We start from the raw sequence: 16,223 nt of genomic DNA on the forward strand, positions 1-16,223 counted from the left end.
AATAAGAAAGGTACCCAAAAAGACAAAAATTAAAGAAATAATGTCTCATTGATACGTGGTAGAAGTTATCATTTTAATTGAGAGATCCTCATTATTTACAATTTTATTGATAGAATCGTGAGCGATACGGAGAATATTTGAATGACCACGATTTTGCTTGTAGATGACGAAGATCTTTTGCGCGAGGGTGTGCGCGAAATTCTGGAATTTTCTGACTTCACAGTCATCGAAGCACGCGATGGCATGGAAGCGCTCGAGCTGTTTGCCGTCAACAACGTCGACTTGGTCATCTCTGACATCGTCATGCCCAATATGGACGGCGTGGACTTCGTTTCTCGCTTGCGCGAGTCCTTCCCCGCCGTGCCAATCCTGACCATTTCGGGTGGCAGCCGCGTCGTGAGCGCTCGTTTTGGCCTGGATTCTGCCCTCCTCTCCGGGGCCAACGACAGCCTCACCAAGCCATTCACCGCCGTGCAATTGCTTGACAAGGTCAAAGCATTGCTTGCTGCCAATTGAGCCCCAGCATGGCAACGAGCGCAGGCCAATCTGTTCAGGGCTCAGCCCAGGGCAACACTGCCGAGCTGGACCTGGGTGCCAAGGTTTCGTCTGACTTCCAAAAAGCCAAAGTTTTGTTGGTAGACGACAGCCGCTTGATCCGCATGGGTTTGCGAAAATCGTTGGTTGAAATCGGCTTGTCCGACATCACCGAGGCCAGTGATGGGCGCGAGGCGATTGAGACGCTGGTGCGCGAACGTTTCGACTTGATGCTGCTGGACATGGAAATGCCCGAGATGAACGGCATGGAAGTTTTAGCTGTTTTGCGCGACACGCCCCACCAAGCTTGGCCGCCAGTGATCGTGATTTCCGGTGGCACCAGCCTGGAAGATGCCGTTCGCTGCATCGAACTGGGCGCAGAAGACTACCTGTCCAAGCCCTTCAACCCTGTTTTGTTGCGCGCCCGGGTCAAAACCTCGGTGGAACGCAAGCGTTTGCGTGACCAAGAAGCTTTGCGCATGCGTCAGCTGAAAAGGCAACACGAAGCTCTGGCTTCCGAGCAGGCCAAAACAGAACAGCTGCTGCTGAACATCTTGCCGCGCAAGATTGCCCAGCGTTTGAAATCTGGCGAAGAGCACATTGCCGACGCCTTCCCCAATGTGAGCGTGTTGTTTGCCGACATGGTGGGCTTCACGGCCATGTCCCGCACCATGACGGCGAGTGCTCTGGTGGAAGTACTGGGCGACTTGTTCTCCCGGTTCGACCTCATCACCGAAAAACACGGTCTGGAAAAGATCAAAACCATCGGCGACTGCTACATGTTGGCAGGCGGCGTACCCGACCCCATGGACGAACACGCCCACGCGGTGATCGATGCGGCGATTGAATTTTGCACAGCCCTTGAGGAAATGCGCGAGCGCACAGGCGGCGCCTTGCGCATGCGCATTGGCGTGCACAGCGGCCCCATCGTGGCCGGTGTGATTGGTCTGCGCAAGTTCACTTACGACTTGTGGGGCGACACTGTCAACGTGGCCAGTCGAATGGAGTCCACTGGCGAGCCAGGCAGGATCCACGTTTCAGTCAACACAGCCAACCTGATCCGAAATGATTTCAAGCTGGAGTCCCGTGGCTCCATCGAAGTCAAAAGTCTCGGTCAAGTCGAAACCTTTTTTGTCAACGGACGCAACTGAACTCAACTCCAGCGGCTCAGCATTGGCGTGTTTTTAAAACCGCTGATCGCCGCTCAAACCAGAGAAAGCCATGGCGCGACAACACATACAACCTACTTTGCAAGAAAGGCTCATGCGAGACGACGACTTCATCGTCTCCAAGGCCGATCTCAAGGGCCGCATCACTTACAGCAACGAAGTGTTTGCCGAGTTTTCGGGTTTCACCGAAGCAGAATTCTTGGGCAAGCAGCACAACCTGGTGCGTCACCCCGACATGCCCCGTTGTGTTTTCAAGTTGCTGTGGCAACACATTGAAAGTGGCCAAGAAATTTTTGCCTTCGTGAAGAACCTCTGCAAAGACGGCTCTTTTTACTGGGTGTTGGCCAACGTCACGCCCTCGCGTGATGCACAGGGCAAGGTCGTGGGTTACTACTCGGTGCGCCGCAAACCCAACCCCAAGGCGCTGAGTGTGATCATTCCGCTTTACAAGCAATTGCTTCAGACCGAACAAAACGCAGGCTCGCGTGATGCCATCGAGGCTTCACTGACCCAAATGCACAACCTCCTCCAAGAAAAGGGCGTCAGCTATGAGCGCTTCATCCTCGACCTCCAAGGGCTTTGAACTCAGCCCACAACTCCTTTTGGGGTTGGCAGGTGTTCTGGGCTTGGCTGCAGCCGCCTTCGCGTTGTGGCAATCACCCGACAACTATGTGTTGATTGGTTTGAGCGCCCTCACGGCCATACTTTTGCTGGCGGGTTTCAAGGCTGTTGGCCGTGAAAACGAATTGCTGGGCCGGATTGACCATGTTTTGTCCGAAGCAGCGCAAGGCCAATTGGAAGCCCGAATCACCCAAATTCCAAGCCAAGGCCGTTTGGTGGAAGCTGCTTGGCGCATGAACGATGTGCTGGACCAAATTGAGGCCGTCTTTCGCGAATCCATGACCGTGGTGACGCGCATGGGATCGGGTGACTTCTCACGCCACCCCCAGCCCGCGGGCCTCAGGGGTTTGTACCCTCAGGTGCTGGCACAGATTGCCACCGTCCAGAAAAATATGGACGTCACGGTTCAAATGCTCAGCCAGAGCATGCGCTCCATGGCTCAGGGTGACTTTGAAGTGCGCGTGACCACACAAGGTCAAACCGGTCAGTTTTTGAATATCTTGAACGACGCCCGCACGACCATCGAAGTGCTGGATGCGCTCATCAGCGATGTGGTCAAGGTCATGGACGCGGTGTCGAACGGCGATCTCAGCCAGCGCGTACGTGCGCACGGCGAAGGCTCTCTGGGCAAGCTCAAAGACGACATCAACGACTCTTTGCAGGCTCTGGCTATCTCCATGCGGCAGATTGGTGAAAACGCCCAGCAAGTGGCGGGCGCTGCCAACGACACCAGCACCGCGATTGGCCAATTGGCCGATGGTGCACAAAGCCAAACACAATTCATTGGCCACATGGTCAGCGCCATTCGCCAAACCGCCGCTGCGGTGAGCGACATCGCGTCCAACACCGAGCACGCCAGCCGTCAAGCCCAAGAGTCGACCACCATTGTGCGGGGCGGGCAAGACAAAATGGTGCAAATGGTGGACGTGGTCAACGGCATCGCCTTGAGCTCCGAAAAAATCAACAAGATCACCGATGTGATCGAAAAGATCGCCAACAAAACCAACCTCTTGTCTTTGAACGCTGCCATTGAAGCCGCCCGTGCCGGCGAGCATGGCAAAGGCTTTGCGGTGGTGGCAGACGAAGTGGGCAAATTGGCCGCCAGCAGCGCCGACAGCACCAAAGAAATCACCCAATTGATTCAGCAAGCCAGCCAGCAAGCCAAAGAAGCGGTGATCGCGGTGAAAGAGGTGAGCTCGGACATGGAGCGCATCGTCAAGTCCTCCACCGAAACCGATGGCATGCTGCAACGCATTTCAGCGTCTGTGGAAGAGCAAACCCGCATGATCCAAGAGATCAACTCCAGCGTTGAAAACCTGGAGCAAATTGCCCGCAGCAACTCGGCGGCGTCGGAAGAATTGGCAGCCTCGATGATCGAGTTGTCCAGGGTGGCGGATTCCACACGGACCGAAATCACCAAGTTCAGTACATAAAGCGGCGAGACCCCAACACATGGAACTGGTACTTTTCGACATCCAAGAAAACCGCTTTGCGCTGCGTGCGTCAGCGGTCAGCCAGGTGCTGGAATCCTTGGCAGTGACACCCCTGCCTTATGCACCGCCTGAGGTTGAAGGTCTGGTCAATGTGACGGGCACTGTGCTGCTGAAAATCGATTTGGCTCTGCGCTTGGGCATGCCTGCGCGCACAGCCGACGCCAACGGCAACTTGTTGGTGGTCATCACAGGCCATGAAAACATCGCGCTGCAGGTGGACCGGGTTCACAACAAGATCAACTTGGACGAATCCCTGCTGACCCCTTACGTTGACCCCGACAAACGCAACCTGGTGTGTGGCGAATTCACGCTCAATGAGCGCATGATTTTGCTCTTGGACGAGCAATCTCTCGACATGCGCAACATGGATCCCACGGGCGTGCCCGAAGGCGGCGGCGGCCTGATTGGTTTTGACCTGCACGACACGGCACGCACCGATGCGGCCAAGCAAGCCAACAACGACATGGCCACGGTCACGGTCGAAGACTGCGGCGAAACCTACGCACTGCACATGGCCCATGTGCAAGAGATCGTGGAGATCGGCGCCCTGACCCAACTGCCCGGAGCAACACCCGAAGTTCAAGGTTTGATGCAATTGCGTGGCCAGGCCCTGCTGATCGTATCTTTGGGCGGATTGCTGCACCGCCCTAACACCACCGAATCGAAATTTGTGCTGGTGGTGAAGGTTCAAGGCCTGCAATTGGGTGTGAGCGTCTCGGCCATTTTGGGCATCGAGCGCTATCCGCGTGAAGCCGTTCAAGCGGTGGCGGGTTCTCAAGATGCCCAATTGGAGGGCTACCTGAATGGCGCAGCCTCCCGCGAGGGCCACATGACCGGTTTGCTCTCAATGACGGGCCTGCTCTCCCCGCAAGCCGTTGCCCATTACCAGCGTTTTTTGACCCAGCAAACCACCTTCATGCTCCACAACAACCACTTGGTCCCCAGCGCCATGCGCCGCATGCTTTCTTTCAGATTGGGAAGTGAACGCTGCGCCCTGCCCTTGGGCCTTGTGGACCGCGTGGAAGAGTACACCGCCAGTGTGGATCTGCCCGAAGGAGACCAAAGCCTGAGCGGCGTGATTCAGATCAAAGGTGAAATTGCCCCTGTGATCGATTTGCGCAAGATGCTGGGTGTGGCGCCGCTGGAAACATCGTCCTACGTGGTGGTACGCGTGGACAATGAGCCGTGGGCCTTGATTGTGGACCGCATCGAACGCGTCATTGACATCGAAGAAGCCAACATCACCCCGGTGAGAAACCAGCAAAACGATTACCTGAACGAGGTTGGCAAGCTTGACGGTGAGCTGATTTCACTCATCACTTTGGCGCCACTGACCTTGGCTGCCAAACGCCAAATGAAATGAACAGCCTGTGACACAAGATAAAAAAGTCAACGACTTGATCAGTCAAATGCGCACCGCGGTAGACACCGCTCGTGCGGCTACGACCTCGTCCCCTGCACCGACCTACGGCACCCAGGCCTCCAAACCTGCTCCTGCGCCTTCGCCTGCATCTTTCTCCCGACCTGAAGAATCTAGCCAATCCCGTGCTTTGCTGGTCTTGATCAACGAGTTGATGGCAGGCGTGGAAACGCGCTTTGGCATCAAGCCCGGCACACTGGTCGAGCGCAAGTTGGTGCGCATTTTCAAAGACATGCCCATGGCCACGTTGAAAGACTGGGTCGAGAGCATGAACAACTGCTCGACAGAACACTCTGAATGGCAGTCGTTGGTCGAAAACTTGACCGTGCACGAGACCTATTTTTGCCGCGACCCCGATCTGATGAGCATGTTGGCTGACGAGATCATGCCCCACCTGCTGAACTTGCGCAAAACCCAAAAGCAAGTCCAAATTTGGTCGGCCGCCAGCTCCACGGGTGAAGAGGTTTATGACCTGACCTTCTCGGCATTGCGCGCCATGCAAAAGGCCGGTTATGCCCGTCTCTTCGAAGGCAAACTGGTACCCGAAGCTGGATGGAGCGTGTTCTCTTTCGGCACCGACATCTCCAACCAAGCGCTGCGCACGGCCAAAGCGGCTGTTTATGGTGACTTGGGCATGGGCTCGTTTCGCAATTTGCCAGACGAGTGGAAAAGCATGTTCGAGGACGTCAAGATTGCGCCTGCGAACGCCATGCCGGGTGTGAACTACTTCAAGATCCGTGAGTGGGTTCGCCAATGCACACGGTTTGAACGCTTCAACCTCATGAACAACCGTCCGCCTGTCATGGGCATGGACTTGGTGTTCTGCCGCAACGTTCTGATCTACTTTGAAGACCCCATCAAGAAAGCCGTGCAGACCATGCTGGCACGCGCCATGTCGACGGGCGGTGTGTTGGTTCTGGGCGCATCGGTTCAAATGCTGGTGCCGGAATACTTCGAATCACGCTTGGGCAAGGGCGGCCCTTGGTACGTGAGAAACGACAAGCGCGTATGATCAGATTGCTCATTTCTGACGACTCGGCGTTCATGCGCATCGCCATCCGCAAGATGGTGGAGAGTCAAAGCGACATCGAAGTGGTCGGTGAAGCCAAGACCGGGCAAATGTGCGTTGAGATGGCGCGCGAGCTGCGCCCCGACGTCATCACCATGGACGTTGAGATGCCTGTGATGGATGGCCTTGAGGCCACCCGCCAAATCATGGCCGCCACGCCCTGCCCCATCATCATGCTCAGCAGTTTGACCGAACGCAACTCAGTCACGACCATCCGTGCACTGGAATTGGGTGCGGTCGATTTCATTGCCAAAAAGTCCTCTTTTGTGCAACTCGACATTGTGCAAATCGGTGCCGACTTGGTTGAAAAACTGCGCTACTGGGCCAAAAAGAAATCCCGACTGAGCACCATCCGCAACTTTGCGGGTTCGCCTTTGTCGGTGGGCAACAATGCCCCTGCGGCTCCTCGTCAATTGCGCACGGTGCCATCGCAGCAAACCGCTGGCTTGGTGGTCTTGGGCATCTCCACAGGTGGGCCCGCCACATTGCCGCATGTCCTCAAGTCCATGGGTCGCCTGGGCTGCCCCATGGTGGTGGCGCAGCACATGCCCCCCATGTTCACCAGCGGTTTTGCGGCGCACTTGCGCAGTGAAACCGGTTTGGACGTGGTGGAAAGCACGGAACAAATGGAACTCAAGCCCGGCATGATCGTGATTGCCAAAGGCGGCACCGATGTGGTCATCCGAGAGCCATTCCCCGGTAAGCTGATGCTGTACCAAAAAACCGATGTGAATGCGAGCATCCACCCCAACGCCGATGTGCTGTTCCGATCGGCTGCGGCCACTTCTTGCCCAGTTGTGGCGGTGGTCATGACCGGCATGGGCAGCGACGGCATGCTGGGTGCCAAAGACTTGGTGGCGCGTAAAAACGCACATGTCTTGGTCCAAGAACCCGAAAGTTGCATCGTGGACGGTATGCCCACATCGACCCTGAATGCTGGCCTGGCCACGGCCGTGCTTTCCCCCAAAGAGATCGGTACACGCCTTTCTCGCTTGTGCGTTTCACGCACAATTCCCACTTTCAAAACCTCTGTTTGATAGAGACTGCCTCATGACCAAGAAACGCATACTCATTGTTGACGACTCTTTTGTGATGCGCGCCCTGTTGCGTGGCATCGTGACCTCCGACCCTGATTTGGAAGTGGCTGGTGAAGCCACCAACGGCCTGGAAGCGCTCCAGCAAGTCAAAGAGATCGCCCCCGATCTGGTCTTGCTCGACATCGAAATGCCCCACATGGATGGCATCGAATGCATCAAGCGTCTGCGCCTGATGAGCAAAGTACCCGTGATCATTGTGTCTTCGGTGGCTCAAGCCGGTTCACCGCAAGCCATCGAAGCCCGCAAATTTGGCGCTGCCGAAGTGATTGCCAAACCATCGGGCGCCATGAGTCTCGACCTCAATGCCAAAAAAGGCCACGAGATCGTCACCGCCTCACGCCGAGTGCTGGGTCTGTCGTAAAAGGCATTGCCTGTTTTTCGACACTAAGCTCGAAAGGAGTGTGGGACCGTGTCTGACGATTTTCTAGAAACCATCTGGGCGCAGTACGCAGTAGAGACCGAAGAACACATTGAAAGCATTGAGTCCTTGCTCGTCAAGGCTGACGGAGAGTCACTCAATGCTGAAGAAGTGTCGGGGCTCTTCCGGGCTTTTCACTCGCTCAAGGGTCTGAGCCGTGTCATGGAATTGGGCGCACTGGAATCGGTCGCCCACCGATGCGAAGACTTGCTCGGCATGGTCCGCGAAGGCACAGCAGCGCTCGATAAAAACACGGTTGACCTGTTGTTGCGCTCGCTCGACGTGATCAAGGTTCTTTGCGAAAAAGCAGTGGCTGAGCGCAGTGACGGCGAAAAACCCGCTGCATTGCTGGCCGAACTTGAGCGCGCCTTCAAAATGGTCAGTCAGGGCCAAGCCTTGACTGTGCCTGACCAAAACGAAATTCCTGCTGCACCTGCACCCGCGCCTGAACCGGTCGCGGAGGAAGTGGCTCCTCCTGCCAGCACTGCAACTGCTGCACCAGCCGCCCCCTCTGCGCCTGCAGATGCCAGCGCAACAGCCAGCCCAGCGAACACCCCTGCACCTGCGCGTGCCGAACCCACCAAAGCGGCTGACGGCACGACGGACAACCGTCAAGTGGTGTTCTTGCGCCTGATCAGCAATGGCTTGCCGATTCTGGAACGTTTGGCCAATTCGATTGCGACCAAACAAGAAGCCGCTCAAGTATTGGCTGTGGCCAACGACATCCGCAAACCTTTGAGCTGGATGCTCAAAGGCTCCAACAGCCTGGGTTACGCAGGCCTTGACACCCGGATTGAAGAAATTCTGGAAGCCCTGCCCGTCTCGGAGGAGATCTCCCAGGCCGACGGCGAGCGCATGGTCGATGTGATCGTGGCTTTCTTGGACGACCTGAAAACCCTGGGTGAAACCACGGGCGTGGATCTGGGCGGTGAATCCTTGGCCAAAGTCTTGGCACGCACCCTCAAAGACAACCTGTTGATGCATTTGACCCAGGTGGAGGAGTTGCTGCAGACACTGGAAGCCGCGGGCAATGAGCAAGAAGAAGAAATTGCCAACCAACTGTCGCAGCGCTTTTCACGTATCCACGGCTACCTCTCTTCGCTCTACCCCCAGTCGCGCACCGACGTGCCCTTGCTCTTGGTTGATGCCTTTGCACGCGCAGCGCGCAACCAAATGGGCATGGACAACGAAGTCATCGCCCTGTCCCGTGAAGCTTTGCAATTCATCCGTGATTTGCTCGGCGCCAGCGGTCGTCAGCCTTTGAAGCAAGGTCCGTTGAAAGACACCGACGAGCGACTGCACCAACGCATTCGTGACTACCTGTGGGCGCACGACGATGCGGGCGATACACCTGTCGACGCCGTTCGCCAGTTTGTTGCGTCGATGAACATCCCGATTGAACTGTCGGAACTGCTCTCGCCAGACAACACCCGCGAGTTGGTTGAGATGATCCAGGACGGCCACTTGGCCTATTTGATCAAAGCGCACTTGGAATCGTCTGAGAGCATTGCCACAGCATTCTTGGAATGGGTGCATGAAAAAGGCCGTGTGATCACCAACCGGACCTTGATTGAGGACAACCTCAGCTGGTACGAAATGCTGTTCATTTCGAAGGCGCCTCGTCCTGCCATTGAGCAAGACCTGAACACCATCGACCAAGGCTCTGGCCATGTCTTGCTGCTGGGTGAGTTGGGCAAAGACCACAACAAACCCAACGCGACAGCCAAGCCTGCTGCTGCTGCACCTGCTCCCGCTCCGGCCGCAGCGCCCGCACCTGCGGCCAAAGCACCAGCCGCAGCAGCGCCTGCCTCAGCCCCTGCTGCACCCTCTCCCGCAGCGGCAGCGCCTGCTGCTCAGGCACCTGTTGCACCTGCAGCAGCACCCTCAGCGGCGGTTGCACCGACCGCACCCGCTGTTGCAGCAAGCACCACCGAAGTGGCGGTCGCCAAAACCGCAGCTGCAGCGCCAGCACGGGCAGCAACACCTGCCGCTGGCAACGCCTCCTCCAACGTGATCCGTGTCCCTGGCGAAATGCTCGACCAGTTCATGAACCAAATTGGCGAGATGGTGCTGGTGCGTGGCCAATTGGCGCACATCATCAGCGACCAACGCGCCCGTGAAGGTTTGATCCGCTTGCGGCAAGAAGGTCATCAGAAAGACCCCCAAAGCCAATTGGCGGACATTCAGCAAGTCGCTGAAAATCTCGAAGACCAACTGCGCCGCCTGCAAGAAACCGACGCCCTGATCCAAGGCGCTCTGTCACGCTTGCAAGACAGCGTGATGGGCTTGCGCGTCGTGCCTGTGGAGCTGGTGTTCAAACGCTTCCCACGCATGGTGCGCGACTTGGCTTTGGCACAAGGCAAGCAAATCCGTTTGGAATTGATTGGCCAAGAAGTCAAGATCGACAAAGCCATGGTCGAATCTTTGGCCGATCCGCTCTTGCACATGGTGCGCAACAGCGCCGACCACGGCGTGGAAAAACCCGAAGAGCGTCGCCAAGCGGGCAAACCTGATGAAGCGGTCATCCGTATCCAGGCCGAACAGCAAGGCAGCCGCATCATGATCCGCGTGATCGACGACGGCAAAGGCATTGACCCCGAACGCGTGCGACGCAAAGCCGTGGACCGCGGCTTGGTCAAAGAAGAAGACAGCCTGCAGATGAGCAAAGAAGACATTCTGGGCTTCATCTTCCGCCCTGCTTTCAGCACCGCCGATGTGGTGACCGAAACTTCAGGCCGAGGCGTGGGCATGGACGTGGTGCGCACCAGCGTGATGCGCTTGGGCGGCACCATCCATCTCGACTCCGAAGTCGGCCGTGGCACCACCTTCACCATGCAAATGCCGCTGTCTGCGGCCGTGCAAGAAGTGTTGTTGGTCAACACGGCCAACCAGACCATGGCCATCCCCGGCCGTTATGTGGCCGAGTTGGTCGAGGTCAGTCCTGAAGAGTACCAAACCGTCAAAGGCCGCACCGCGATCTTGCTGCGGGGCAACTTTTTGCCCATCGTGCGACTGGAAGAAGTGCTGGGCTACCCGCCCGCCGAAAAGCAGTCACACCGCTATGTGGTGGTGCTCAGCGACGGGCAACGCACATTGGGCGTCTCGGTGCAAGAGTTCGTGGGTCGCCAAGAACTCTTCACCAAAGACATCCACCCACGCTTGGCGGCATTGCCAGGTGTAGGCGGCGCCAGCATCTTGGGCGATGGGCGTGTGGTGTTGATTCTGGACGCTGCAGCTTTGTACCGTTTGGCGGAAAACCTGCAAACGCCCCACCACTTGCCCGTGAGCGCATAAACCGGGCACGGCGAAAAAATGGCGCAGTTCCTTCACATCCGAGTCGAAGACATTGATCTCCTGCTTCCTGCTTTGCAGGTGCATGAGGTCATTGGTCTTGAGCAGCAAAGCCGCTCGGCCGAAGACCACGCCATTTGGCGAGACCAGGTGATTGCCAGCTGTGACCTGGGATATGTCCTGCAAAGGTGCGCCACAGCCCTCAGTCACAGGCAGTACGGCGTGGTGTACAGCCCAGACGACTCGGATGCCTTACCGGTATTGATGTTGATTGACGAGGTTTTGGGTTTGCGCAACCCCACGCGAGAACAGTTGCACAAACTGCCGGGCGTCATGACCACAGCGCATGGTCTGTTTGACGGCATCTGGATCGACAACAAGCTGGGCCTGAAAGCCTATTGCGTCAAAACACAACTGCCTGCAGATTTTTTGGGCTGAACCTTCAGCACTGAGTTAGGCCAATTGGCCCAACGCACTTTTACTCGTTGGACATACCGCTCAAGTCTTCTTCCACGTCGGAAGCTTTCTCACTTTGGGTGAGTTCTTGGCGCAGGAACTTCATCACCACAATCTCAAAACCCAAGCCAATTTCTGACAAGCAAATGTTGTCTGCCACCTGCTGCATGGCGGTGATGGCTTGCTCTACGGTCAGTTCAGTACGCTGGTACTTGGCACCGAACATGAAGGCGCTGTCTGCGTACTCTTGTGGCAGATAAGACCAAATGTCTGTTTTGCCGGAGCGGATTTTTTGGTAACAGTCCGCTTTGGGCATCGGAGGCGGCTCTTCGTTCTTGGCCACCGCAAAAGCAGCCATTTGCTGCCAGTCCGCCATGCGCTCAGCACCCGAGATGAAGGTTTTGTCCAATTGGGCGCAGCACAGCATGGCCATGCCCCGGCGCATGCGGTTCGCCTCAAAAGTATCAGCAGACGACTCGACCACCTTCTCATAAGCTTGCTTGGCGCGCTTTTTGAGAACTTCTGGCGACTCGGCTCCCTTGAAGATCGAAAACATGAGTACCCGCTAAGAAAAGCCAACGCCATGAGAGCGTGACAAAAATGAACACATGGGCTTCGGCAGCGCCAAATTCCATACCCCAAACTGCTTAGCAGTATAAGCGTTGTTGTCAATATTGAGAATTTTTTTAGACAAAAAAAGAATTTCGTGTATCAGGGCAGACAGCGTTTTCCGGACTCACCTACCTGATTCAAAATTTGATAAAAGTTATATTTTTATATGAAACTCTCGGATTCAAGGCACAAAGCGGCAAGAAGTTGCCGCTTTTTTGACAAAACCGCTCAAGTTTTGCCGCTCACTGCCGAATCAAGATGACGATACCCCCATATTGGCCGGCCTCAACGCTGGATCAATCGTCAGTACTGTCAGAGGGGGTGCCTTGATTTAAGGAATAAACCATGAGCAACGACATCACCCCCAGCCGCCTGCCTCCAGCAGCTGTCCCCAGCACACAGGTTGCCAAACCGGTAGAAGAGGTTCGCGCCAAAGTCGTCGAAGCGGCCAAACCTGCGGTGGAAACAAAACCCAAGCAAGATCCGCTGGAAAGCCGACGCTCTTTACAAGAGGCATCGGAGCAATTGAACCAACAAATGCGCCGAAACAGCCGCGACCTGAGCTTTAGCGTAGACGACGTGGCCAACAAAGTGGTGCTGACCGTAAAGAACAAAGAAGGTGAAGTGGTTCGCCAGATCCCCAATGAAGTGGCCCTGCGCGTCGCCCACAACCTGGACAACGTGAAAGGCCTGATGCAAGACGGAAAGTCTTGATCAGATCAAAAAAGTTCAACAAAGCCCTAAAGCTTGTTGAACAGCAACCGATTCATCAAGTAACAGAGATTCAAAACCGAATTTTTGTACCAAACAGGCAGGTCTACTCCCTTCGGGTTCCTGCCAACCTTTTGAAATAAACCTCTTCAAGGAGTAAGACCATGTCCGTCATCAACACCAACGTGAAGTCGCTCATTGCCCAAAATGCAATGTCCGTGAACAACCGCAGCATGGACAAAGCCATGCAGCAACTGTCGACCGGCAAGCGCATCAACAGCGCTCAGGACGATGCTGCAGGCCTGGCCATCAGCAACAAAATGACCGCTCAGATCCGCGGTTTGAACCAAGCTGTGCGCAACGCCAACGACGGCATCTCTTTGTTGCAAACCGCTGAAGGCGCGACACAAGAAATCACCAACATGCTGCAGCGCATGCGTGAACTGGCCGTGCAAGCAGCCAACGACACTTACCAAGCTTCAGACCGCTCTTCATTGAACGCAGAAGTGGAGTCATTGAGTGCTGAAATCTCTCGTATCGCTGACAACACTGAGTGGAACGGGATGAAACTCTTCACAGCTGGTAACGCCGCTTCCGGTACCGGTATCGGATCCGGCGGTGTGGTGACTTTGCAAGTAGGCATCGGTGGTTCCGCGGGTGACCGTTTCACAGTCACTTTGACTGATATCGACGCTACCGCATTGGGCGTGAGTGCTGGTGCTATTTCTTTGAGCACCCGATCAGGAGCCACACTCGCGCTGAGTGCCTTGGACGATGCCATCGAAACTATTGATGCAGAGCGTTCCACTTATGGTGCAACGATGAACCGCTTGACCTATGCGATTGACAACTTGACCAACATCTCGCAAAACGCACAAGCTTCACGAAGCCGGATCATGGACACCGACTACGCCCAAGCCACTACCGAGTTGGCGCGCAGTCAGATCATCCAGCAAGCTGCCACGGCGATGCTTGCCCAGGCGAACCAGGCGCCGCAGTCAGTGCTGTCGCTCTTGCGATAAGTTCAACCGAGCTGCCCTTCCGGGTGGCTTGTAAACATTTCAAGCCAATCAGGGTTTTCCTGATTGGCTTTTTTCATTGATCCACTGGCACAAACATTGCTTTACACGAGTTATCAAGCGACAAAACCATCGCTTTTAAGGAATAACTTGTGAAAATCGACAGCAAAGTCACGCCACAAAAGTTAGTAGATTACGCAGCCCAAGGCGAAAAGACCGAACAAAGGGCGGCCTTCGCAGCGGCAGTGAGCGAACTGGCCAGCAGCAGCTTGGGTACAGCCCCAGCGCGCAAAGTAATCGACGTCATCACCCAACTGTTTGAAGCTGACGAGGCATTGAATCAGCCCCACACCCTCTTGGTTCATCAACGCGCCAAGCTTCTGTTTGAATTACTCGGTGCCTATGCCAAGGAAAAAGAAAATACAAACTGTTGGAGCACTGTCAAAAAAATGGCGGTTCTGCAACCTTACGCCCCCGAAATCCCAAACCTGATAGAGGTCGTTGCAAAATCATTGCGCATACAAGGATCATCGAATCTGGTGCTGCTGATCAGCTGCCACCCCCGTGTGGAAATCGCCATGGCGACACGCAAAAGATTACAGAAGATTTTGGGATCCACCTTTAGGATTTTGATCGTGGTGGGCCAGCGAGAAGCCCCTCTACACCCCCCTATCTTGAATGAGGATTTGCTGGTTGTGGATGCCAATGACAATTACGAATCATTGCCTGAAAAAATAACAAAAACTTTTGAATATATCTACAGAACATTTGGAGCAAATACAAATTGCTTCAAAGTAGATGAAGATCTCCCAATAAATAATAGCGACCAACTACAAAAATTAATGCTATCACTGACTAAAAGTAATTTTGATTATGCAGGTTTCGCTGGAAATAACAAAGCCAATTTCGAGCGAACATGGCATTACGGAAAATGTGAGAACGCGGAGTTGAGTCGTCGCCCCTATGGCAAACGATATCCAGGTGCATTCGCATACGGACCATTTTATTTCCTTTCTTCAAAAGCGATCCGTGCATTTGCGAGTGAAACAATCAGATTTCCAGATGAAATTCAAGGGCACCTGTACGAAGACAAATTTATAGGCGACACACTCCGAGAAGCAGGAATTACTATCAGCGCGCTGGAACCCAACGAGTGGATTGAAGCAGTCGGAACACAATGGTGGACGATCAATCGCCTTTGGAATGGGAAAGAAAATAAACTTCTCAGTGCCAACGTCACTTTAGCCAAGCCATCAACAAGCGAGCACTTGAAAGAGGTTTTATCATGAATATATTGATCGTTGGGTGTGGATTTGCAGGCGCTACCATCGGGCGAACTCTGGCAGAAGCAGGCCATAAAATCAATATCATTGACCAAAGAGATCATATTGCAGGTAACGCATATGACCACGTCAATGAACATGGCATACGTGTTCATCAATACGGGCCACACATCTTTCATACCTCGAACCATAAAGTAGTGGAATGGCTGAGTCAATTTACGGAATGGGTAGAGTACAAACACAAAGTTCTTGCTAAAGTCAACCCCAAAGAGCTTCACGTACTGCCTGTCAACAAAAATACGTCAAGCCAATATTCATTGGAAAAGATACTGGATACTTTTTACAAACCCTACACAAAAAAAATGTGGGGTTTGCCTTTAGAGCAAGTCAATCCTAAAATTTTGGAACGGGTACCAATCAGAGATGACGAGAATGATTTGTACTTTCCAAATGACAGTTTCCAAGCCATGCCCTTGCATGGCTATACGGAAATATTTAAAAATATTCTTAATCACCCTAACATCAAAGTCGAATTATCAAAGAAATTTGATAAAAATATGGAGGATGAGTATGAACACTGCTTCAACAGCATGGCCATCGATGAGTATTATGAATACTGCTATGGCGAACTGCCCTATCGATCAATAAAATTTCAAACAGTTACACTTCCAGAGGTTCAACTTTATCAGACGGCTGTCACCAACTTCACGACAGCAACAGGGCCCACCCGAGTCACTGAATGGAAACATTTTAGCGGTTTAGATCAAAAAAATACAACAACGTTGACCTACGAATTTCCTTGCGATTATCGCGAGAATAATTATGAACGGTATTATCCAATCAATGATTTGGCAGGTGAAAATCAAAAGAAATACAATGAATACAAAAAAATAAAAAACACGAAAACAACATTCATAGGAAGATGCGGCAATTATCTTTATCTAGATATGCATCAGGTAATCAGTTCTTCACTTGCAACTGCACAAGAATTCATTCAAAAAAGTAAACCCAACTAAAATTTATCGAAAGA

General features: G+C 54.0%; 15 protein-coding genes. 14 read left to right on the top strand and 1 reads right to left on the bottom strand.

Annotated elements, in window-relative coordinates; genetic code table 11:
- Positions 1-141 precede the first annotated feature (141 nt).
- From SWE17_RS06955 to SWE17_RS07000, 10 genes are all read left to right on the top strand, one after another.
- Entirely contained in the window at positions 142-516 is a 375-nt protein-coding gene (locus SWE17_RS06955) for a response regulator transcription factor (RefSeq protein WP_100118851.1), read from the top strand.
- Between the two features lie 8 nt (positions 517-524).
- Positions 525-1,685 (top strand): adenylate/guanylate cyclase domain-containing protein, encoded by a 1,161-nt coding sequence (locus tag SWE17_RS06960; RefSeq protein WP_322992381.1) that lies wholly within the window; start codon positions 525-527, stop codon positions 1,683-1,685.
- A 112-nt stretch (positions 1,686-1,797) separates the two neighbouring features.
- The gene (locus SWE17_RS06965) at positions 1,798-2,286 is read left to right on the top strand and encodes a PAS domain-containing protein (RefSeq protein ID WP_322992382.1); all 489 of its coding nucleotides are present in this window, start codon (positions 1,798-1,800) and stop codon (positions 2,284-2,286) included.
- Positions 2,252-3,757: a methyl-accepting chemotaxis protein gene (locus SWE17_RS06970; RefSeq protein ID WP_322992383.1), complete on the top strand. Its 1,506-nt coding sequence runs from the start codon at positions 2,252-2,254 to the stop codon at positions 3,755-3,757. Before SWE17_RS06965 ends, SWE17_RS06970 begins: the two co-directional genes overlap by 35 nt.
- A 19-nt stretch (positions 3,758-3,776) precedes the next feature.
- Complete coding sequence (locus tag SWE17_RS06975; protein WP_322992384.1) at positions 3,777-5,180, top strand: chemotaxis protein CheW; 1,404 nt, start codon at positions 3,777-3,779, stop codon at positions 5,178-5,180.
- A 7-nt stretch (positions 5,181-5,187) separates the two neighbouring features.
- Positions 5,188-6,249, top strand: coding sequence for a CheR family methyltransferase (locus tag SWE17_RS06980; protein ID WP_322992385.1), 1,062 nt, complete (start codon positions 5,188-5,190; stop codon positions 6,247-6,249).
- Positions 6,246-7,343: a chemotaxis-specific protein-glutamate methyltransferase CheB gene (cheB, locus tag SWE17_RS06985; protein WP_322992386.1), complete on the top strand. Its 1,098-nt coding sequence runs from the start codon at positions 6,246-6,248 to the stop codon at positions 7,341-7,343. The genes SWE17_RS06980 and cheB overlap by 4 nt, the downstream gene beginning before the upstream one ends.
- A 13-nt stretch (positions 7,344-7,356) precedes the next feature.
- Positions 7,357-7,764 (top strand): response regulator, encoded by a 408-nt coding sequence (locus tag SWE17_RS06990; protein ID WP_019431196.1) that lies wholly within the window; start codon positions 7,357-7,359, stop codon positions 7,762-7,764.
- A gap of 48 nt (positions 7,765-7,812) precedes the next feature.
- A complete protein-coding gene (locus tag SWE17_RS06995) occupies positions 7,813-11,115 on the top strand; it encodes a chemotaxis protein CheA (RefSeq protein WP_322992387.1) in 3,303 nt (1,100 codons plus the stop codon).
- A gap of 18 nt (positions 11,116-11,133) precedes the next feature.
- Complete coding sequence (locus tag SWE17_RS07000) at positions 11,134-11,550, top strand: chemotaxis protein CheW (protein ID WP_322992388.1); 417 nt, start codon at positions 11,134-11,136, stop codon at positions 11,548-11,550.
- Between the two features lie 40 nt (positions 11,551-11,590).
- Here SWE17_RS07000 and SWE17_RS07005 read toward each other — a convergent pair whose 3' ends face one another.
- Positions 11,591-12,124 (bottom strand): hypothetical protein, encoded by a 534-nt coding sequence (locus SWE17_RS07005; RefSeq protein ID WP_322992389.1) that lies wholly within the window; start codon positions 12,122-12,124, stop codon positions 11,591-11,593.
- Between the two features lie 401 nt (positions 12,125-12,525).
- Between SWE17_RS07005 and SWE17_RS07010 the strand changes: the two genes are divergently transcribed.
- From SWE17_RS07010 to SWE17_RS07025, 4 genes are all read left to right on the top strand, one after another.
- Positions 12,526-12,894, top strand: a complete 369-nt coding sequence (locus SWE17_RS07010; RefSeq protein ID WP_322992390.1) for a flagellar protein FlaG — start codon at positions 12,526-12,528, stop codon at positions 12,892-12,894.
- Between the two features lie 161 nt (positions 12,895-13,055).
- The gene (locus SWE17_RS07015; protein ID WP_322992391.1) at positions 13,056-13,913 is read left to right on the top strand and encodes a flagellin; all 858 of its coding nucleotides are present in this window, start codon (positions 13,056-13,058) and stop codon (positions 13,911-13,913) included.
- Positions 13,914-14,062: 149 nt separating this feature from the next.
- Positions 14,063-15,199, top strand: coding sequence for a hypothetical protein (locus SWE17_RS07020; RefSeq protein WP_322992392.1), 1,137 nt, complete (start codon positions 14,063-14,065; stop codon positions 15,197-15,199).
- A complete protein-coding gene (locus SWE17_RS07025; RefSeq protein WP_322992393.1) occupies positions 15,196-16,209 on the top strand; it encodes a UDP-galactopyranose mutase in 1,014 nt (337 codons plus the stop codon). The genes SWE17_RS07020 and SWE17_RS07025 overlap by 4 nt, the downstream gene beginning before the upstream one ends.
- Positions 16,210-16,223 lie beyond the last annotated feature (14 nt).

The organism is Limnohabitans sp. (genome assembly GCF_034680285.1).
In the GTDB taxonomy this organism is placed as follows: Bacteria; Pseudomonadota; Gammaproteobacteria; order Burkholderiales; family Burkholderiaceae_C; genus Limnohabitans_A.